Origin of the sequence: Microbulbifer echini (assembly GCF_041447225.1) — a bacterium.
In the GTDB taxonomy this organism is placed as follows: Bacteria; Pseudomonadota; Gammaproteobacteria; order Pseudomonadales; family Cellvibrionaceae; genus Microbulbifer; species Microbulbifer echini.
In genome coordinates, this window is record NZ_JBGMEL010000008.1 from 1 (window position 1) to 21,272 (window position 21,272).

The 21,272-nt window shown below is 44.9% G+C and carries 17 protein-coding genes and 2 pseudogenes; 14 read left to right on the forward strand and 5 right to left on the reverse strand.

The window, feature by feature from the left end:
• The 7 genes and pseudogenes from ACCI51_RS09370 to ACCI51_RS09400 all read left to right on the forward strand — a co-directional run.
• Positions 1 to 264: pseudogene (locus tag ACCI51_RS09370) on the forward strand (hypothetical protein); the annotation flags it as partial.
• Between the two features lie 221 nt (positions 265 to 485).
• Complete coding sequence (locus tag ACCI51_RS09375; protein WP_371843380.1) at positions 486 to 998, forward strand: hypothetical protein; 513 nt, start codon at positions 486 to 488, stop codon at positions 996 to 998.
• A 103-nt stretch (positions 999 to 1,101) separates the two neighbouring features.
• Complete coding sequence (locus tag ACCI51_RS09380) at positions 1,102 to 1,536, forward strand: hypothetical protein (RefSeq protein WP_371843381.1); 435 nt, start codon at positions 1,102 to 1,104, stop codon at positions 1,534 to 1,536.
• Between the two features lie 20 nt (positions 1,537 to 1,556).
• Positions 1,557 to 1,826, forward strand: a complete 270-nt coding sequence (locus ACCI51_RS09385) for a hypothetical protein (RefSeq protein WP_371843382.1) — start codon at positions 1,557 to 1,559, stop codon at positions 1,824 to 1,826.
• Positions 1,827 to 2,053: 227 nt separating this feature from the next.
• Positions 2,054 to 2,232, forward strand: a pseudogene (locus ACCI51_RS09390) (DUF6980 family protein).
• 93 nt (positions 2,233 to 2,325) lie between these two features.
• Positions 2,326 to 2,772, forward strand: a complete 447-nt coding sequence (locus ACCI51_RS09395; RefSeq protein WP_371843383.1) for a hypothetical protein — start codon at positions 2,326 to 2,328, stop codon at positions 2,770 to 2,772.
• Between the two features lie 369 nt (positions 2,773 to 3,141).
• Positions 3,142 to 3,507 carry a hypothetical protein gene (locus tag ACCI51_RS09400; protein ID WP_371843384.1) on the forward strand — a complete coding sequence of 122 codons (366 nt, stop codon included), beginning with the start codon at positions 3,142 to 3,144 and terminating at the stop codon, positions 3,505 to 3,507.
• Positions 3,508 to 3,635: 128 nt separating this feature from the next.
• Here ACCI51_RS09400 and ACCI51_RS09405 read toward each other — a convergent pair whose 3' ends face one another.
• Complete coding sequence (locus ACCI51_RS09405; RefSeq protein WP_371843385.1) at positions 3,636 to 4,643, reverse strand: zinc-dependent alcohol dehydrogenase family protein; 1,008 nt, start codon at positions 4,641 to 4,643, stop codon at positions 3,636 to 3,638.
• A 933-nt stretch (positions 4,644 to 5,576) separates the two neighbouring features.
• Between ACCI51_RS09405 and ACCI51_RS09410 the strand changes: the two genes are divergently transcribed.
• A complete protein-coding gene (locus ACCI51_RS09410; RefSeq protein WP_371843386.1) occupies positions 5,577 to 5,951 on the forward strand; it encodes a SirB2 family protein in 375 nt (124 codons plus the stop codon).
• Positions 5,952 to 6,005: 54 nt separating this feature from the next.
• On the opposite strand, the gene ACCI51_RS09415 is transcribed toward ACCI51_RS09410, so the two are convergent.
• On the reverse strand, positions 6,006 to 7,478 hold the full coding sequence (locus ACCI51_RS09415) for an alanine/glycine:cation symporter family protein (RefSeq protein ID WP_371843387.1): 1,473 nt from the start codon (positions 7,476 to 7,478) through the stop codon (positions 6,006 to 6,008).
• Between the two features lie 256 nt (positions 7,479 to 7,734).
• A complete protein-coding gene (locus tag ACCI51_RS09420; protein WP_299587383.1) occupies positions 7,735 to 8,589 on the reverse strand; it encodes a BKACE family enzyme in 855 nt (284 codons plus the stop codon).
• A 285-nt stretch (positions 8,590 to 8,874) separates the two neighbouring features.
• On the opposite strand from ACCI51_RS09420, the gene ACCI51_RS09425 reads away from it, so the two are divergent.
• Together ACCI51_RS09425 and greB are read left to right on the forward strand one after the other, a co-directional pair.
• Positions 8,875 to 10,821, forward strand: a complete 1,947-nt coding sequence (locus ACCI51_RS09425) for a S9 family peptidase (protein WP_371843388.1) — start codon at positions 8,875 to 8,877, stop codon at positions 10,819 to 10,821.
• A gap of 38 nt (positions 10,822 to 10,859) precedes the next feature.
• Entirely contained in the window at positions 10,860 to 11,360 is a 501-nt protein-coding gene (gene greB / locus ACCI51_RS09430) for a transcription elongation factor GreB (RefSeq protein ID WP_371843389.1), read from the forward strand.
• Between the two features lie 150 nt (positions 11,361 to 11,510).
• Here the strand turns inward: greB and ACCI51_RS09435 are convergent, their stop codons facing one another.
• Together ACCI51_RS09435 and ACCI51_RS09440 are read right to left on the reverse strand one after the other, a co-directional pair.
• Complete coding sequence (locus tag ACCI51_RS09435) at positions 11,511 to 12,734, reverse strand: enterotoxin (HBL) (RefSeq protein WP_371843390.1); 1,224 nt, start codon at positions 12,732 to 12,734, stop codon at positions 11,511 to 11,513.
• Positions 12,735 to 14,036: 1,302 nt separating this feature from the next.
• Positions 14,037 to 14,636 (reverse strand): hypothetical protein, encoded by a 600-nt coding sequence (locus tag ACCI51_RS09440; protein ID WP_371843391.1) that lies wholly within the window; start codon positions 14,634 to 14,636, stop codon positions 14,037 to 14,039.
• A 1,602-nt stretch (positions 14,637 to 16,238) separates the two neighbouring features.
• Between ACCI51_RS09440 and ACCI51_RS09445 the strand changes: the two genes are divergently transcribed.
• The 4 genes from ACCI51_RS09445 to ACCI51_RS09460 are packed head-to-tail and all read left to right on the forward strand — an operon-like array spanning position 16,239 to position 21,169.
• Positions 16,239 to 17,072, forward strand: a complete 834-nt coding sequence (locus tag ACCI51_RS09445; RefSeq protein ID WP_371843392.1) for a hypothetical protein — start codon at positions 16,239 to 16,241, stop codon at positions 17,070 to 17,072.
• Positions 17,073 to 17,096: 24 nt separating this feature from the next.
• Positions 17,097 to 18,524: an aminobutyraldehyde dehydrogenase gene (locus ACCI51_RS09450; RefSeq protein WP_371843393.1), complete on the forward strand. Its 1,428-nt coding sequence runs from the start codon at positions 17,097 to 17,099 to the stop codon at positions 18,522 to 18,524.
• The gene (locus ACCI51_RS09455; protein ID WP_371843394.1) at positions 18,517 to 19,749 is read left to right on the forward strand and encodes a diaminopimelate decarboxylase; all 1,233 of its coding nucleotides are present in this window, start codon (positions 18,517 to 18,519) and stop codon (positions 19,747 to 19,749) included. Before ACCI51_RS09450 ends, ACCI51_RS09455 begins: the two co-directional genes overlap by 8 nt.
• Before the next feature lie 31 nt (positions 19,750 to 19,780).
• Complete coding sequence (locus ACCI51_RS09460) at positions 19,781 to 21,169, forward strand: aminotransferase (protein WP_371843395.1); 1,389 nt, start codon at positions 19,781 to 19,783, stop codon at positions 21,167 to 21,169.
• Positions 21,170 to 21,272: the final 103 nt, after the last annotated feature.

Here is a 21,272-nt window from a genome sequence, read left to right on the forward strand (position 1 = left end):
CCAATGACCAGTGTTTATGTCACCACCAAAACCCTGCAAACCGATGGCGGCGGAGTGGTAAATGTCGCCGAACATGTGGCTGATTTAGTGGCGAGCTGCATTGTTGAAGTGGCCAACTCCTGGCCGTGCATAGCTCTATATGCGGCTATGGCGATTCCGAGCGGGCAATACTGGTCGTTATTTCAGTGGTGGATTGGGCGTATCGCCAGTACGAAGGCCCGAATTATAGAGCCATGGCTGATATCCACAGAAAGTCCCCCCTAACTTATTGATTTAATTATAGGTAAAATGTGTTCAAGAGCGGGAGGTTGAACCCAGCGACTTGAGCCGATGGCTCACTATCTCTGGTTACTATTTGAACGAATAGTCTATAACCTAGCGCAATTAAAGGCTTTTCTGCCGAGCCTGGAAGCTCCATCCTAGAAGTAGTGGCCAAATGGATAGTGAGCCACTGGCTCTTTAATAAACTGTTAGGCGATGAGAATATGAAGAAACTGCGCCCTACAATTCCAGTTCATGAATGGAAGTTATCCATAAACCTTAAGGCTACACGAGAGATCCAGAATCAATCCGGAAATCCTGCCTTTGATTGTAATTGTCAATCGTGTATGGATTGGAGGAGTTCATTTAAAGAATTTTTCCCGACCGAGTTATTGGGGCAGCTTCAGAGAGTAGGAATTGATTTAGAGCACCCTACAGACCTATACCAATATAATGAAACAAATGATGGTAGTAGCCTTCGTATCGTTTATCATGCAGTAGGAAAGATTCTAGAAGGGCCAAATCAATGGACCAAAAATGAGATGGGGGATGTATTGATGTATAGGGAAGTCCGACAAACTCCATACGTTTCCATTGTGGTTTTTCCTCAAAGTCAGTCTTATGATCATGCTCCGGTTCTGGAAAATACAGCTTCAGGTGACCTGGTTCGACTGGATCTAAGGCTCTTAATGCCCTCAAAGTATTGCAGATCGGGCAATGTGCCTGGTAGCGCCTAACAAGCGCGTGAATTTCGTTCCAGCCCTCTGGGCTTCCACCGGACTGGCCACGCTTCGCGCGTCCAGCCGATTACGCGGGCGTTAAGTGCACAAGGAGAAAACAGTGCAATCACGAATTCCAATTCCGACTGATAATATTTTCAAGTTCTACGCTCTATTTGGCCTGTTGATCCTGTTAACCACTGGCATCATGTTTTTCATGCGCCATGAGCAGTACAATACAATGGCATTTGAAAGGTATATTCCCACTGAGACCCTACGAGCTAAGAAGTCACTAACAGAGGATGAGGCTCTAAAGCTATTCATCCTTGAGGAAAAGTCAAAGATTGCCAAGTCAAATAAAGACTTTGAGCTGGGTCTATATTTATTTTGTTTTTTCCTTTTTGGTGGTGGCTTTACTATATATGGGTTCTACCATTGGCATACTAAAATACAGCCAAAGCAAGACCGGTTATTGGATCTTCAAATTGAAAAATATGAGACCGAGGCAAAAGCACTTAACAAGCAATTGCACCGGACTCGTTACACTCGCCGTTGAATTGGGCGTTAAGAGAAAATATGCATCCAGAATTAAAAAATGCCCTTATATCGCTACTTTTAGCACTTGGCATAGTTATTTTGCCAATTGCCGTTCCAATTCTCGGATTTATCTATAAATCATGGGTAATTATTGTTGCAGGGGTGGCCCTCTATTTTTCATTAGAGCTCTTTGTTCACAAAAAGATGAGGAGAGCCAGTGACCCAAAAGTCGTAGGCTTCAAGAAGTATGCTTGGTCCGTACTATTTGTTCTCGGCATTCTCTTGTTGAACTTGTATTACAGTGATTAACACAGTAGTGCGGTCGACAGTCAAATTTTTACGCGGCTACTTTGTTCCCTTTATCATGCAAGTATCGTATAAACTTACCTTTAGCTGATAGCTGCATTAAGAAATCAACATTATTAAACATTGTTGCGAAGAACTGGGGAGAAGAGTCGAGTTTTACCACAAGGATTATAAAATATCTACGAGTGCCCAGAGATCCTTATTTCCTATATCCCTAATATGGTCTCATCATCCATGACGGTGGTAGTAGTTCTATTGCTGTCAAGTTTTGTCCATGGTGTGGGTAGAGCTATCAGGCTCTAAACGAGATGAATGGTTTGAAAATTCAGAGGGTATGGGGTTTGATATCCTCACTGAAAAAAATATACCGGAGGAATTCAATAGTGACGCATGGTATAGAAACTCTTAACAAGCGCATGCTGTTCGCCGCTATCGCGGCCGGACGGCTTACGCTATGCTCCAGTCGCCGAAAAAGCGAACGTTAAACGTAAAGGGGGATCGCGTGAAAAATTTCGGCTTTGGGTTTCTTCTGTTTTTAACTTCAATACAAATTTTTGCAGAGGTTCTCGCAGAAGGTAAAAGTTCTAATATACAAGGAGCTTTTATAGAAGCTGGTTGGCGGTTATATTCAGTTGAAACCAGCAAAGCCATATGCGAAGAAACTCGAAAGCCAAAATACTTTGAGGTAGAGCCTGCCGGCTTGAGGCTCAATATTGGCGAAGTCTGGCATCCCAATAAGCTTGTAGTAAACGCTTTTGGTCCCGATAATCAGTTTATACCCAGCGTTCCTTTAACTGTTTCTATTACTGACAGCTCAGATGCTACTGATACAACAGGATCAGAAGGTTTTGTGAAAGCAATAAGGGAAGGCAGCCTTACCATCATTGTTTCTTGGTTGTGTGGTATGCAGCCTGTTAAAGAAATTAATATGGTAATCAGCGGTGAATAGTACGTTTAACAAGTGGCGGCGATTCGCCAACCGCTAAGTTTTATACACAAGTACTGTTGCGCATATTAATTGGCCAATAAGCTACACTCCTGAGCAACGGTTTCCTATGATCCCGCATTAAAGTGAACCCAGAATCAAAGTGGCATGTGATATTGAATCTTACCTCATCAAGAAACCTCCATTTGTGGGGAGGATTACTCAATTGTTAACAGGTTCAGATGGTTTCACAGTCCTAAATGATACTGTGGGGTAAAATTCGAACAGTTTGGTGGGGTACGTAAAGCTATTTCACTGTATTGATGTGGATGAGGCTATGAGTGAGCCTGAAAGATGTGTATAAAACACAGGCAAAGCGTTACGTGACAAGCTATGGCTACCATTGAGATACATATAGAAAATATTTCGATCGATGAGATAATCGAATGGCTCATAGAGTATTTCTATGTAGACTCGAAAGATGAATTTTATGATGGGTGTTACCGGCTTTCCTGTAGAAAAGACAAGGATTTTATACCAGTAATCGTTAGTACTAAAACCGAACTGACTAATTATACAAGTGTATGGTTCAATGCAGAGCTTGATCTATGGCCCAGTCAAATTGAATGTGCAAAAGCTGCAAGTAGCTTTCTGTCCAGAGCTGTCATTTGCGAACCAGAAGAATACTGTGGTTCTCCAAATCTTCTCCTTAGGGTTATCGGTGAAGAACAACAACTTATTGATATTGATAGCACGTAACAAGGCGATTAACGAAAGTAACGCAGTGTATTTCCCTTTATCTTGTGCGTGGTGCTCCTGAAGGACACCACACACGATACAGTGAAGCGTTGGTAATCAGGCCAGCTGATTACCAACCTTTAAATGGTTTAAGCGCTTAGCGATTCACCAAGCAAAAGAACCTTACCATTTCGCTCCCCCGCGGCCGCCACTTTGACAGCATCCTTAATATCCTTCAGAGCGTATGTCGCATGGATTGGTGCGAATAGCTTACCTTCTGCTACCAATTTCGTAATGGTTCCAAACACTTCCATTTGTCGCTCAGGAGAAGCCGCGCTAAACCATTTCGCCAACCAAAATCCACGCACGGTAATATCTTTAAAAATGATGACTCCAGGAGCGAGAAGACATGGTTCTCCACTCAGGGCACCATAGTTCACTAGCGTGGCCCCTTCACTAAGGGCTTCGCCCAATCGAGCGGTAGCCATCCCCCCAACGGCATCTATGCCCAATCGAATCTCAGCACCATCGGTTGCAGCTTTTACTCTTTTAGCAAGACTCTCTCCTTCCTGCTCGCCATCTACCAGTACTACGTCAGCACCCGCTTCCAACATAGGTTCAATCAGAGAATTCCTGCGCACAACATTCACTACCTTGAGCCCGCGAATTTTAGCCAAGCTCGTCAGATAGGTTCCCACCGCAGAATTCGCAGCGTTTTGGATCACCCAATCCCCCTCTTTCAGATCGACAAACTCACTGAGCAACAGGTAAGCCGTGGGAGGGTTAATCGAAATCATAGAGAGTTGCATGGGGTCTACTTCGTTTGGCAGTGGTATTAGCCCTTGAGCATCCGCCACCATATGCGTAGCCCAAGTGCCACTGCCAATTGGTAAAAGCACAGTTTGACCTATCTCTGGTCCAGTAACATTTGGTCCATGCGCAACCACCTTGGCGATCCCCTCATTTCCGCCTATCGCGGGTAGTGGCGGCAACATGCCATACTCACCCGTCAGAGTAAGCACGTCCGAGGGGTTAATGGGTGTAGCCAGCATTTCCAACAACACCTGCCCCTCTTCCAGCTCCGGCTCGTTAAATGAAACCGCCTCGATCACATCTTGCGGCACCGGGCCGCGCTCACGATATTCAGCCTTTAGCATGTCACTATTTCCTTTCAATAAGCCTGTTATTCACTGAGTAATGAAATACATCTGTTACATCGCCACTCGCAAAACAATGTGCAGATATACAAATCTGTTCGTTTTTCATGATCCCATCACTCATGAGTCTGTGCACTGCCAAGTTCACAACCACTGACCCAAGTAGGGCCGGAACCAGGTGCGGTATCCCAGTCTACCCGTCATAGGGAATAGTTCAAGAATACCAATCGGATACGGTCCCACATCACGGAAAAATTTATAGAAGAAGCAGGAAACCTTATAAAGCCTCGGGATCATCACCCGACAAATTTGATACTCACAATTTTTCCCCGCCGTTGACGATACTCATGTAAATGTAATTTAAGATGTCTCCTAATACTTTTCTGGTACCTCTAACTTTTGCGTAAATCACAATCAGAGTGTGATTTTATGAGGATATCTGGATATGATTAAAAGCCTTTAGGGTAAATTTCGAATTACTCAGGACATTTCATCGATAGCGCCTGCAAACCGCATTTAATGACAACCCAATCATATAAAGACCTAAATTCTGTACGGAGTCCCATGCGTTAGAAAGTGAAGACTATTTAAGCTCCAACGGACAAATCTAGAGGGATGACGCACCCCAGACCAATCCCTCGCCTACCTCATAACCAGAAGATACCCCTTGAACGGATCATTCTGCGAATCCAGAGGAGCGCTCCTGGACCACCCGCTACAACTATGGCGAGATTCGATTCCCAGATTATTGTACAGAATAATGAGGAACCGCTATCATCACGCCCCAAAGAAGGTGCAGCGTTACTTAGAAAACCTCTAAAAGCCCTACAGGGCGGATCTTTAAGGCTGCCAGTCACAACCCAATTACCCAGAGGCCTCCTCTGTTAAAGCCCTTTAACACCAGCCGTTAGAAAAGGCCCGTCAAGTATACTGATGTTTACCTACACACTGATTAAGCATACCCATGTAACCGCTGCCGCTCTCAGCCTTTCGCTTTTTCTTCTGCGAATGGGGCTTGAGTTGTCCGGAAATTCTCAGTGGCGAAAAACTGCCCTGCGCTGGATGCCCCATGCCAATGACACCCTACTATTATCTGCAGCAATTACATTAGTCATTATTGGTAGTTGGAATCCAGCCATTTTCCCCTGGCTAGCGATAAAAATCGCGCTGGTTTTTGGCTATGTTATTGCCGGCTTCTTTGCCCTGCGTCAATCTACGCCCCGGCGCATTCGTATAATTGCCGCTCTGTTAGCAATGGTGCAAATAGGTTTTATCTTTTATCTGGCGATTCAAAAGCCTGCTCTTTAGACAAGGCTCAACTTAACTGAACGGCCTGGATTAACTGTTTACCCGGCCGTGGCCTTATTTTTGATCCCACACTTCGTGATCAATACCTTTAATGTCATATTTTCTGGCATCAAATACAGGCTCTCTCACCCCTCTATTCAGCTGTGCTTCATAGTCCCCCAGTACTTTAAAGGCAACACCTGACAGCAGAGTAATTGCCAGTATATTAGTGGAAGCCATAAAACCCATAGCAACGTCAGCCATCCTCCAAAGCAGGGTAAAATTCTCCGTACTTCCACTGTAGGAAACCCAGGCCCCAAACAGGATGAACATCAAAAAAATTATTCGATAGCAGAGAATGGACATGCGCGTGTGATATAAGTAAAAGATATTGGTTTCACCGTAATAGTAATTACCAATAATCGATGTAAAAGCAAAGAAAAGTAACGCAAAAGCAATAAAGCCACTCCCCCAGGAGCCCACCTGACTGGCGAGAGAGTCTTGAGCCAACTTCACCCCTTCTACATTACCCACCATATATACATCGGCAACCAGAATAATCGCCGCCGTGCAGGTACAAATCACGATGGTATCCAGAAAAACCGACGCCATCTGCACGTAGCCTTGCACTAAGGGGTGCTTTACGTCAGCGGCAGCGCCAACATTCGGAGAGGAGCCAAGTCCAGCCTCATTGGCAAACAGGCCCCGCTTAATGCCATTGGAAACAACGGCTCCCAGAGCACCTGCCCCAGCCTGCTCCAGGCCGAAGGCATTTTTTAGGATTAAGCCCAAAATTTTAGGAAGCTCATCCAGGTTCATAAGTATTACTGCCGCCGCCACGGTCAAATAGGCTATAGCCATAAGTGGCACTACCACACCCGCAAATCGCGCAATAGAGCGAATACCACCAAAAACTATGATGCCTGCAGCCACAGCCACCACAAACCCCACCAGCAACGGATTAATTTCCCAGGCATCGTTTAGTGCCGTGGCCATGGCATTCGATTGGATCGAATTGAAGATAAAGCCATAACACATTAAAAGAAAAAGAGAGAAAGTTACCGACAGCCATTTCCAATTGGAGCCAAGCCCTTTATTGATGTAGTACGCCGGCCCGCCTCGAAATGTTCCCGGCTGCTCGCCCTTCTCTTTATAAACCTGGGCAAGGGTGTTCTCGACCATACTGGTCGCCATACCCATCCAGGCGACCATCCACATCCAGAAAACCGACCCAGGCCCCCCTGCAGTTATTGCCACAGCGACACCAGCAAGGCTACCTGTGCCAATTCGCGCTGCCGCGCTAGTTGCAAATGCTTGGAAAGCAGAAATAGAACCGGGATGATCTTTGTGAATTCCGCGTACCATCACCATCACCATATGACCAAAGTGACGGAACTGGATAAAGCGGCTGCGAATAGAAAAATAGAGGCCAATGGGTAGAAGAGCTATTATCAGGATACCCAGCCACCACTCCCCGCCAATCCCTCCCCATAAAAGCCGGTTGGCCCAATCAATCACTCTGATAATTTGGTCCAACAATGCTTGCATCCACCTCTCCCTGTTGCAGATCGCTTTTTATCAACTAACCCATTGGGGAAAACTGCTATCCCCTAAGACTAGCAGCACGGACAGGTGAGATTTAAACGACAGTTGACCCAAAAAATCGAAGTGGTGTGAGGAGGGGTCGCAGCACCGAGATCTGATGCCACGACTAGGGTCCGGTTAACTGTTCATTTATGACCGAGCAGCCACCTTTTGCCTCGTACTTATCTGTACTCTCGCTAGTGAGACTATGGGTTAATAACTAGCAGAAAATCTCACGCGCCCGTTCGGGAGAAACCACTTTGCGGCCGCACTCCTCAGCCACCACCGCCAAAGCCTCAATCAGCTGACCATTACCCGTGGTGCGCTCTCCGCCGGGCAGATAAAAAGTATCCTCTACCCCGCTGCGCAAATGCCCGCCCAATTCGGCGGTCCTGCGGTGCACAGGCCAAATTTCTTCCCGGCCGATTACTGTACTCTGCCACAAGCTATCCGCATGCATGTATTTGGGCAACAATGACAACAGCTCGGGATCTGCCGGCATCCCCGAGGCCACCCCCATCACCAGGTTATAGTTCGGCTTATCCACCAACCCCACATCGGCGTACATACCAACAGAGCGGACAATACCTACGTCGAAGCATTCAAATTCAGGTCGTGTACCCGTCTCACGGCAAACCGCTAGCAATTCCTCCACCTTATCTACCGGGTTATCGAACACCATTGGCGGCCAGGCCCAAGTGCCATTAGAGCGGGCTTTTAAATAGTTGAGGCTACCCGCATTACAGGCAGCAATTTCAGGTTTACCGGCGCGCACACACTCAAGTGGGCCGCGTTGATCCCGGCCGATGGTACCGGTGGAGAAATTTAAAATCACACCGGGGCACTTATCGCGAATCGCCGCGGCAATTTCCAGGGCTACCTGAGGTTCCCAGCTGGGCAGGTGCCCTTTGCCCATCTCCTGAGCCCGAAAATGTACGTGCATAACTGAAGCACCGGCATCAAAGGCCTCGCGCGCAGAATTTGCCATTTGCTCCGGGGTTACCGGAACCGGATGTTGTTGAGGGTTGGTGAGCACCCCGGTAAGGGCGCAGGTAATTACCACTTCATCGGACATCGTAGGCTCTCCTGAATTATCTTTATTTGGCCTCTATGAATACGGCTCAGTGAGCCTTGCAGCGCCACAAATCTCAGGCCCTCAGCTTGTACACGGCTATTGCGAACCAAGCTTCCCAAGCATATCCATAGTTTTATCGAGTAACGAGTATTTTACCCTTCAATACCAAGCGCTTGCTTGGTTCACAAAAGACTACCACAGGCCTCACCCTGTAAAAAGGTGCCTTGTGTCACCCAATCAGGCCCGGCAGAATGCAAAAAACTGAATTCAGGAAACCGGTATCCGATGAGTGAGGCCTCCATGACAAACTCCACCCCCTATGGCAGCTGGAAATCTGCAATTAATGCCGAACTATTGGTAGAGGGCAGCGTTCGCCTAGCGGAAGCCAGCCTGGTGGACGGACGTTACTACTGGCTGGAATCCCGTCCAGCTGAAAAGGGGCGCAGTGTTCTAGTTCAGTATTGTCCCAAAAATGGACGCAGAGACCTCACCCCTGCCCCTCTGAGTATTCGCTCCAAGGCCCATGAATACGGAGGTGGCAGCTATCTAGTGCATGGGGACACCGTGTATTTTGTCCTGGCGGATGACCAGCGTATTTACCGAATGAAGCTCGACAGTGCGCTGCCTGAGGCCATTACCTCTGAAAGCGACTCCCGCTACGCCGATCTATGCCTGGATCGGCGTAGAAATCGGCTGATCTGTATCGAGGAAGACGATAGCAGGCACGGCCAGGGCCAAGAAGCACGCGCACGAATTATCGCTATCGACTTAACCGCACCGCTGTCCACAGCCCCCAGAGTATTAGCCGAAGGCGCGGATTTCTACTCAAACCCCACACTGAACCCCAACGGCGATCAATTGAGCTTCCTGCGCTGGTACCACCCCAACCTTCCCTGGGATGCCACTGAATTGTGCCTGGCAAACCTGGATGAACCGGGTGAGGTTATCGACACCACGCAAGTGGCCGGCGGAGGGCAGGAATCCATCTTCCAACCACAGTGGTCACCGCAGGGGGAGCTTTATTATGTCTCCGACCGCAACAATTGGTGGAACCTATACAAGCTGGGTATGAATGACCCTTTATGGAAAAAGCACGCAGAATTCGCCACACCACAGTGGGTGTTTGGCATGTCGACTTTTGGTTTTCTCAATGCAGAAGAAATACTCTGCACTTATACAGAAAAAGGCCTCTGGTACCTGGCCAGGTTAAATTCACAAACGGGGGCGCATCAGTTAATCCAGCAGCCTTATTGCGATATCGAAAGCCTCCGTTGTGAAAATGGCAAAGCCGTTTTGATTGCCGCCGGTGCCGATAGCTTTCCCGCTGTCGTCTCCTTGAATCAGCCAACAGAGATTCTTGACCCCATCGCCAGCAGCAATAGCCAGGCGCTGCCGGCCGAGCTTTTCTCCAAGGCCCAGGCAATCACTTTTACCGTCGACGGGCGCGAAGTACACGGATTTTACTATCCGCCACATAACCCACACTTCAGCGCACCCGAGGGAGAAAAGCCCCCGCTGATTGTCCTGAGCCATGGCGGCCCAACCGGAGCCACCTCTGCCGGGCTGAATTTGAAAGTGCAATACTGGACCAGTCGGGGCTTCGCCATTCTGGACGTAAATTACTCCGGTAGTACGGGTTATGGGCGAGAATACCGCGACCGACTTACCGATAAATGGGGTATCTATGACGTGGAGGATGTCTGTGCCGGTGCGGAATACCTGGTAGACCAGGGCTTGGCAGACCCCGAACGCCTGCTAATCAAGGGGGGCAGCGCTGGTGGTTACACCGTACTGGCCGCGCTGACATTCCACAATACTTTCAAGGCCGGCGCTAGCCATTACGGTATCGGTGAGCTGAGCAGCCTTGCTAAAGACACCCATAAGTTTGAGTCCCGTTACCTGGACAAGCTGGTGGGTCCCTGGCCCTCTGCCGAAGCGATCTACCAAAAGCGTTCCCCGATCAACCACGTAGAACAAATGAACTGCCCAGTGATTTTTTTCCAGGGCCTGGAAGACAAGGTCGTTCCACCAAACCAGGCGGAAACAATGGTAAAAGCGCTGCAGGAACGCGGCATCCCTGTTGCGCATATTACTTTTGCCAATGAAGGCCACGGCTTCCGTAGCGGCGACAGTATCAAAATGGCTCTGGAGGGAGAATTGGAATTCTATAGCCGTATTTTTGCTTTCCCCCTGGCTGAAGCCGGCCCCGGTATTACCATTGAAAACCTGTAACCAGTTACTCACAACCCAGAGAGGAATCCAGTAGCACCATGGGAAGATGGAGACCGCCGCGCCCGCGCGGCTCCCGCTATATCACTGCGGAAGGTGTGCAACGCATGCGTGCTGAAGTAAAACATCTCTGGGAAGAGGTCCGCCCTAGAGTTACCCAAGCGGTCAGTGATGCCGCCAAACTGGGGGACCGCTCTGAAAATGCCGATTATATCTACGGCAAGAAACGTCTGCGGGAAATCGACAGCCGCGTGCGCTTTCTTACCAAGCGCCTGGAAGAAATAACCGTAGTAGATCGGATACCGGAGGATAAGGAAAAGGTCTTCTTTGGTGCCTGGGTGACCCTGGAGGACGATAACGGGGATTGCATTTGCTATCGCATCGTTGGACCCGATGAATTTGATGTGAAAGCGGGCCTAATCTCAATGGACTCCCCTGTTGCCCGCAATCTATTGGGGCGCAAACTCGATGACGAGGTGGATATCCGCCAGGGAGAGACATGGCAGACTTATTATATTACTGATATCCGCTACGAAGAGTAGAGATAGGTATCCATCCGCGCAGCTTCAAAGACTGGAATTGATAACCTCATTTAACAATCCAGCCTGATTAAAAAAGGCTTATTTCCCTTGAAATAAGCCTTAAAATTAAACCTTAAAAATAAGCTTTAAAAGCTAAGCCTAAAAAAACACTTAGAGGCTATTATAATACTCAATCACACCAACAGTTTCTCCGCTGGCAAAGACGGATTGGACGTCATCAGAGCTCATTCCAATTTTCAATTCGGCGTTATTCACATTGAGATCAAGATACAAGCTTCCCGCCTGAGAATAGGCATCATTCCACTCAGTCACCGCATCATTGAGATCATTTATAACGGCCGTATAGTTTGCCCCTTCCTCATCAGAGATCGCAGTGTGAATATCGCTAATCGCTGAAGACACATCATTTTCGAGCGTTTGCCACTCCTGCAAAACAGCCTGCAAGTTTTCTTCAACCTGTTGAGACTCTTCTGCTAACTGTCCAAAGCTCTGCGACAACATCTGAAGAGTAGAAACATCAGCAGTGACCAGATCCATTTCTGCTTGTTTGGCCTGGATACTCTTTTGATCAGCAACAATTTTGGCTGCATCCAAAGCTATAAAAGTGGTTGCCACCGCAGCCACAGGACCCATTACAAACCAAGTGAGTAAGCCCTCAGGGAAAGCGACGATAGAAGCTACTGTTCCGAGGGAGATCGCAGTGGCATCTGCAATACCAAGCGCCACTATGCTCGCTGTCAGCGATTTAATATCCGCCTGTAAGTTTTTAATATCTTTCTTTAGATCATTAATCTTTGTCTCATCAGCCTGCGCATCCTGTACAGATTTGTCAGCGATCGATTGCAGTTGAGTCGCCATATCCGGCAGCTTATCTTGAAAGCCTTGAATTGCCTGGAGTGCACCATTGATAAAAGTAGAAACAAGACCCAACTGAGTCGTTATCGAGTTAAGATCATTTTTTAAAATATTAAGAGCCGAAGCATTACTCGGATCAACTTTAAGCGTATTTGCTTGAGTTAAGGCATCCTGCAGCAGCTGGCTGATAATACCGTTGTAACCTTGCACTTCTCCCGGTACATCTAGGAGCCTGGCCAGTACGTTATTCACCCAATCAAGTGCATCCGTATTGGCCTGTGTATAGGCCGCAACAAAATCACTCCAATCCGGCGGATTTTGATTTAAAGTCGGCAAGCTCGAGGACAAAACATTGGTAACCAGAGTATTTATCGCAACTACATTTTGCTTGTAAGTATTCTGGGTATCGCGAATCGATTGGGCACTATGCTTAAAAGCTTTTGCCAAAGAAAATTTCACCACCACCGGGCTGGTACTTTTCTTCGCCACCAAATCTACGTCATCACTTACCTGTGACATATTTATTTCTCTCTTAATGAACATTTAAGATGAAACCAACGAACCTCTATGAAAAAAACCTATAATTAGGCGTCGCCAAATATAGCAAGATTCACCCAAAACAAACACGTTACTTCTTATAATCAATCGAAAAGAAAAAATCATCTATATTTCTTTTCTCAATATATAAGCCATCCTCACCTCAGCTATAAAGCTGGCATAGAAAACCATTAATATTTTCTTTTAGCCCTCACCCCCCAGGGGCTATAAGGATGAGAAACTTAGATGTTCCGAGAAAGCACTGCACTATTATTTTCATGGTTCGCAAATTATTTTTCACCAGCAACCCTAATAACCCAAAGAAATCTTTAAGCGGGAAGAGCAATACAGGTCCGATTCAATATATAAAAAATCGACTACCCACCTATGCGCATCTGCATTACCTAAACGCAAACATTAGGCAGCAATCACATCAAAGATCATGATGAGGTTAGTATTTTTGACTACCATCTTACTATAACAACCTAAGCTGTTATTAATATCGGAAACATTAAATAGTTGCTATTGATTATAACTCCATCTTCAAATGATCCCCCTTTATCCTATAACAAAAAAATACAACAGGCTATCGTATTGACAGCCGGTTATTAAACTCTTGTGAACTATCGAATAAGCAGCGACGGCTCTCAGAAATCAAAATCTTGACAGAGGATCGTTGTTTATTTCTAAGTCATTAGTATTGTCGTATGCCCTTATGAAGCAATGGTTCTTGGTTATGTTCACTCAGGTATCATAATGACGAAGAATAGTCTCCAAAAGGCCTTCGAATAATTAAAGTCAATTCATCGCAACCAATTGAGTCCTGCGAGAGTTTATCGTATATATGGGCATCGAAAGACCACTCAGTTATGAAGGATGATTCAATTATTTTTTTCAACATCTAAAGGGTTTATTCATGGAAAAAAGAATGGTGCAAGAAAACGCTAAATCACACTTCAGTACACGATTAATCTACCCAGCTCGACCGGATTCTGGCGCGAAATAGGCATTCGTAACTCTACCCAGAGACGTGAGGTAAAAATTCGGAGAATATCCTCTTAAATTTCGAATTATTTCGGGCTTAGCTTGAGCTAAACAGCCATAAAAGCGATCAAATAGGCAACACTAGAGCCGACACAAATTTTAAATACTCCAAATGATTATGACCCATCTCCTTTCATCTCCATAAAATTATATGGTGCTTTTTAGTTTGCCCCTGAATGACAGAAGATAAGATCAGGCCTGACTTGTAGGAGTAGTCACGGTCAGGTCATATTCTCGATTTTAGAACATGGAATTAACCATTTCTTTTGTTTTAGACTTGCCTGTGCCGTGACTGAGATCATCCCAGGTGACTTTCCCACTAGCCAGATCAAGCTTAACGCCTTGATGCCCAATGTAATTATCGCCTTGGCGTAGGCTCATCTCGTTAAAAACACCCTGACTGGTGAATGTAAACTTTTCGAGATGGGAGATATTAAAATTGACATCAAACATTCGATTAAAATTTAATACGCTACGCACTTCATCAATCAAGGCTTGAGTATGTCGCAGGCTTGAGCCGTTACCGCTCATGGTTTGAAAAGAAGAATTACCATTCAGGGACACGCCACCAAATACCCAACCTCTCCATTTTCTTCCGGGCGCAAGAGGACAGACCGCTGCCATTATCTCAAGGGCATCAGCTCTTACTTGAGGAGCTTGCATTGAGCCCGAGAAGTGAGCGACTACACCTATTCTTCTCGGTGCACCGCTGTAGAGCACTAGTCCTACACAGGAACCGTACCCATCAGATCGTAACTCTCCCGCGTTGTTGTCTGTCACCCAAGTACACTCAGGTCTGAAACGATAAGCTGCGTAACCACCCCCTAATTGAACGGCCATAGCATAGACTCCTTATTGGAAATTTATTCGATATGTGACCATTTAGCCCGTATTAATATAACAATAAATTAAGCGGTTGCCTTGATCAATATCAGTAAGCTGTACCTTCAGCCCCTTACCGCCAGATGGTTTTAACGCCTCAAGATTATCGGGATAAGTCCTATGGATTTAGGCGGGCTGGAGGTCTCACTTTCACTTGATTACCGATATCTACCATGTATTTACTGATTCCTTAATAAATGAGCGAAGGATACTGAGCGTATAAAAAACGATACACCACCTAATTGGAAATAATGTATATCCACTCCACAGATGACGAGTGAATGCATGGTACGGTAGAGTTCAATATTGGGAGTACGGAGTCGAAATGACAACTGGTATTAAGTTTCTAGAGAGGTCAAAATTTTCCTCAAAAGTACATGAATACAATCTTGGACTCAGCTTTAAAGCACATCATGCCCTAATCAGCAAACACAACCCTATGATCGTTCATTAACTGATTTGGTGTTTTGTATACTAACCCTTCTTTTAACCGGGAGCTTAGCCTTATTACTGCCTCTCTTATCTCAGTTTATGTCACTTTCTTTAATTCTATACCTTGCAAAAAGCATAGACATAGCAAGCCGTTAGTATTTTCATTCAACCCTCAATCCCAGCGAGTTGTAAAAGTATGTAAAATAGATATTTACAAAGAGTTCACATTTTTTATTTCATGATCCGAAAATTATTTTTCATTGCAAACTGTAATAGCATAAACACAATACTTTAGTGGGTAGAGTAGCACCTGCTGGACTTAGACTATTAAACCTGTGCGGATATTGTGAAGTACATTACCCGCTCAATAATGGTGTTCAAGACGTGACTTTAGACCCCGCCTATCATGGTATCAATCGCCGAAACACCTATCGGTGGCTTATCCTCAATAAGCCTAGGGCGATCATCATTAATCACTCAATTCATTATTTACTCGTGTCGATTTACTATTGGGACGCTCGCTGTATTTCTTGTCCTTCAGGTGTAGGTGCCTATAAAGGACTCCACTAACCAGCATATTCGCCTAAGTATGGAGATAAATATTCTCGTGAATAATCAGTTGCTCTCGACCCTCAAGTAACCAACTAGAGACCAGCTCCGGGCTCCACTCTAAGCATACTGAACTCAATGAGACCAATCATTACTGACGTCATTTTGATTGACTTAGCCATATCTTTATGACACAGCTTCACCTTTTCCTACCTAGTCAGCAATGCACTTCAGAGATGATCCAAGCCTTATAATGATCTTCCCCTCCCAATCCACCTAATCACACCCTTCGAAAGTAAACATAAGAAACGATCTATGTTCACTGCATTTTCGACTCTCTCTAAATTTTTCAGCAGAAATATCTATTTAGGGAAACTCAGTTAATCATGCAATACTTTTGCATACTCACCCTTGTCGGCCAGTAACACCCAGGCACCACTTGACATCCCATATATGGAAATCTACTTTAAGTCTATTAGCATTCGATTCTGCTCGTTGAAATCGACGCATAAAATAATTATGCATTCGCAAAATAAAAATCAATATTACATTAAGCTGTATTTCAACCATGGATTACCAGTGAATCATATCGATATACCCAAGAAAAAGCAGACAGAACTTGCAAAGAAGGCTTCATTTGATGACATTCCAGACTTTGCATTCAACCCAAAAGATGATTGGGTGGAGGTGTTTCAGAAGGGGCTAAAGCAAATTGATTTTAATGATAAGTGCATTTATGAAGTGGGAGTTGGCATAGGGACTAATTTATTTTTTTTGCTCGACAACTTTCACCCACACTCTATCTATTTCAGCGATATCGACGCTCGATTAACGCACCGCGCCTATAAGAACTTAAGCTTTACGCACTCAGAAAAACTACCAATTTGCAAACCGATACATGGCGACATCGATCTTATTGAAACAAAACTATCCGACAATGAAAACCACTCTTTAGATTACATTATTGCATGCATCCCTCAGGTTTTTAACGATAAAATAGACAAGCAACCACCTGACTTTAATGCGCATTTTTATCGAAAACACTCTCTCAAAAAATCTCCTTACCATAAACTAGGACTAGATCTAAATTATTCCTTATTGAAACTTGCCAAGAAGAAATCACCTAAAGCTGAGGTGATATTAAATCTTAATTGTCGCTTCGGCGTAACACCCTTGTTACAGTTATTTATTGATAGCGGCTATATGCCAAACCTGCTTTACCAAGCAAGAGTAAAGCAATGCATGACAACTGGATTAGATTTTTTTGTTGAAGCGGAAAAGCAGGGATTAAATTGTGAGTTCTACAATAACCCTCACGCCCGCACACCGATTAGCGCACATGAAGCGGAGAAATCAATTAAATATGGCCCTATTTACCATTCAGTAGCAGTAATTCGAGGGAAACCAAACTAAAGCCACCTAAAATGGATACAAATAATGGCTGTTGATAACATTCAACATGAGACTTCAATAAAAAAAAACCAACGCTTCCTATCAATAACTAACCCAGCAACTGAGGAAGTTATTGGGCGGGTGGCAATATCTGATCCATCCGAGGTCAACACTGCAATTAAGCGCGCTAATCTAGCCTTTACTAAATGGCGCCTAACAACCCCCATAGAGCGCGCTAACGCGCTTAGTAAATTAGCAACTTACATTGATCAACACTCTCGTGAACTTGCGGGCATTGAAAGCCGCAATACCGGCAAACCAATTAAATTGGTTTTGAAAGAGGAAATACCTTCCATTGTTGATTGCTTTCGATATTTTTCAGGAATTTGTCGCAATACAATGGATGTATCATCAGGGGATTACATCAAAGGGCATACGAGCCTAATTCGGCGAGAGCCATTGGGTGTTGTTGCACTAATTGCCCCCTGGAATTATCCACTTATGATGGCTGCCTGGAAATTAGCACCAGCGCTGGCTGCAGGCAATACAGTAATTTTCAAACCTTCGGAATTAACACCACTAAGTATCCAATACTTAACGGATGCATTTTCTGAAATTTTCCCAGCTGGTGTCATCAACCTAGTTTATGGTGAGGGGAGCATAGTAGGCAGTTTACTCGCAGCATCCGATATGGTCCAGCATGTCTCAGTGACAGGCTCATTTTCAACAGGACGTGAGGTATTAAGGCTGGCAGCCAGTAATGTTAAAGCCACTCATCTTGAGCTAGGTGGCAAAGCACCAGTAATAGTATTTGATGATGCCGATATTGATCAGGCGGTAGAGGCAGTGAAGTTTTCCGGATTCTACAACACTGGGCAGGATTGCACAGCGGCCTGCCGCGTTTATGTGCAATCGGGTAGTTTTGAGACCTTTACTACCAAATTAATCGATGCTGTAAAATCATTAAAGGTCGGTGACCCACTAGATCCCACTACTGAAGTTGGCCCCTTAATCAGTGCTCATCAGCGACAGAATGTGCATGCATTTATTGAGAATTGTCGACAATCTAATTCTGGAAAAATCGCTCTAGGCGGTCACTTCCTGAATGACAAAGGTTTCTATTATGCACCAACCCTGATATTAGGATGTCGCCAATCCGATGCTGTAGTTCAAGAAGAAATATTTGGCCCGGTAGTTACAGTCATGCCTTTCTCAAGTTTTGAGGATGCCCTAACCCTTGCCAACGATTGCCGATATGGATTAGCTTCATCAATATGGACAAATGATATACGTAAAGCCATAGCTGGCGCTAACCAAATGCGTTTCGGCTGCACATGGATTAATACGCATCTGACTTTTTGTAATGAGATGCCCCATGGTGGATTAAATCAGTCAGGTTACGGTAAAGATTTGTCATCCTATAGCCTCGATGAATACAGTATCGCAAAACATATAATGATAAAATATGAATAGCATACCCCAGCCCACTACTAACCTAATGTTGGCACATCCTTGGTGGCAACGTGAAGACTTAAAGTATATCAATCGAAGATTGTACTTAGCCGGTCAATCACTCGAACAGATTGCTAAACAGGTCGGAACACCGACATTTGTCTATTCAACCCAACGTATTCGAGAGAATATCAAACGCTTGCGGGTGGCTCTTAGCCAAACTGGCCTGGAATTTGATATCTACTACGCGATGAAGGCCAATCGGAACCCGTCAATCCTAACACATTTAGCCGCCAATGGAGATATCGGCATCGATGCTTGCTCACCAAAAGAAGTCTTGCGGGCCATGTCTTGTGGTTTTAGTGCTGAAAAAATCTCATTTACTGGTACTTCAGTTTCCATGGATGATTGGAATTTTTTATATCGCCAGCAAGGGATAAAAATTAACTTGGATTCTTTGGCTGCTCTCAAAAACTATGGTGCGTATGGCAAAGGAAAAAAAGTCGGCATTCGTATTAATCCAGCACTAGGCCTAGGATATAATGATAATACCCTTCTACGATACAGCGGTACTGAAGTAACTAAGTTTGGCATCTATCAAGAACAGCTCGATGAAGCTATGGCGATTGCCAGATTCTATGACCTTAAAATATCCCGTGTACACTTTCATACAGGGTGCGGATACCTGAACCAGCAGCTGCCGGTATGGGATGAGATACTTGCTGCGAGCCTGGAATTTATCGACCGTCTTGGGAATATTAATGAAGTCAATCTTGGTGGAGGCTTGGGCGTACCTCATACCTCTAATGACGCACCACTAGACTTAAGTAATTGGAAAAAGATAATTCATCGCCACTTCAAAGGTAAAAATATTAGAATTGCAATTGAACCTGGCGATTATCTTCTAAAAGATGCAGGCGTTTTACTACTACAAACTGTGTATCTAGAACCAAGACGTGACAAATTTTTTCTGGGTGTCAATGGCGGCTTTAATTTGGCTATAGAGCCAGGATTTTATCAAATGCCCTGCGAACCGACCCCATGCGTTATAAAAGGGAATAAAAAAATTAAGGTCACTATTGCTGGAAATATCAACGAATCAGTTGATATCTGGGCGAAAGACATTGACATCCCAGAAATGAATACTGGAGACACTCTTGTATTGATCAACGCCGGCGCCTATGCATCAGCGATGAGCTCAAACCATTGCATGCGCGGAGAATTTAATGAAATTGTAATTCCTTAATAACTGAAATGCCATAAGGAAAATTCTTATCATGAATGAAGTATTCGACATTTCCAATGAAAGTAAAGAATTAAAAAGAAATGATCAAGCGTATTTATTGCACCCCTGGGGAAGCTTATCAGAAAACACCAATGACGAACCTATGATTATTGAAAGTGCTAACGGTGTTTATGTCACTGATAGTGATCGCAATCAATACTTAGATGCCATTGGTGGTATGTGGTGCATGACTCTGGGCTACGGTAATGAAGATCTAGCTCTGACCATGCAGGAGCAAGCTGTCCGCATGCCTTATTACACCCCTTTTGGTAGCATGAGCAATATCCCAGCGGTGCAACTTGCAAAAAAGCTTGCTGCCTTGGCCCCAGGGGATTTGAATATTGTCCATTACACTAACTCAGGCTCCACCGCTGTAGATTCAGCCATTCGCTTTTGTCATTACTATTTCAATGCGACGGGGAAAGAGTCAAAGAAAATTATTCTATCTCGCAAAGATGCGTATCATGGCAGTACATATCTTGGGGCCTCCTTATCTGGGAAAGCATGGGATCGAACCTGCTTCCAATATATGGATACTCTCGTACATCACCTTAGCTCCCCTCATAGCTATCGACGGCCACCACACATTGCTGAGGAGAATTTTTGCAATTACCTATTGAATGAGATGGAAGAAGCCATACAGCAACTGGGGGCAGACAATATCGCCTGTTTTATCGCTGAGCCAATACTTGCTTCTGGCGGTGTTATTGTGCCGCCTAATGGATACCATCAACGTGCACAAGAGTTAATGAAAAGACATAATATTTTGTTTGTCAGTGATGAAGTGGTAACAGGATTTGGAAGGCTGGGCCATTTCTTTTCATCGAACATACATTTTGGACTTGATCCAGACATCATCATTACGGCAAAAGGTTTAACGTCAGGTTATGCTCCTTTGGGTGCGATCATTCTCTCAGAACATCTAGCGAGAGAAATAAAAGAAACACACCTTAAAAATCCAGTTTTTACTAATGGCTACACTTATTCAGGCCACCCAATTGCGTGCGCCGTAGCTTTAAAAAACATCGAACTCATGGAAAAAATGGCGCTTTGCGAACACGTTCGGTCGATTGGGCCTTATTTTATCGAACGCCTACAAGAATTAGAAAAATACCCCATCGTTGGCGATATTCGGGGACATCATTTAATGGCCTGTATTGAATTTCGTGCAAGCAATGCCTATTCACCGATTCCGACACTTGAAGATATCGCAATAGCACAAGCAGTTGACACCCACTGCCAAAGATTAGGCTTACTAGTAAGGCCCTATGAAAGCCTATGTATTCTCTCTCCCCCTCTTATCATCAATGAACAGCAAATTGACAGTATGATCAATATTCTCCAGAACGCAATTGAAGAGACGATGAAAGAAATGGATTGACTTTATATTTAGAAAAACCCATAAACTTACAAATTAGTACAGTGTATGCGCTCAGAATTAAGCTGGCTTGGCGTTATCGATATTTAGAATCTGACAGCTTGGC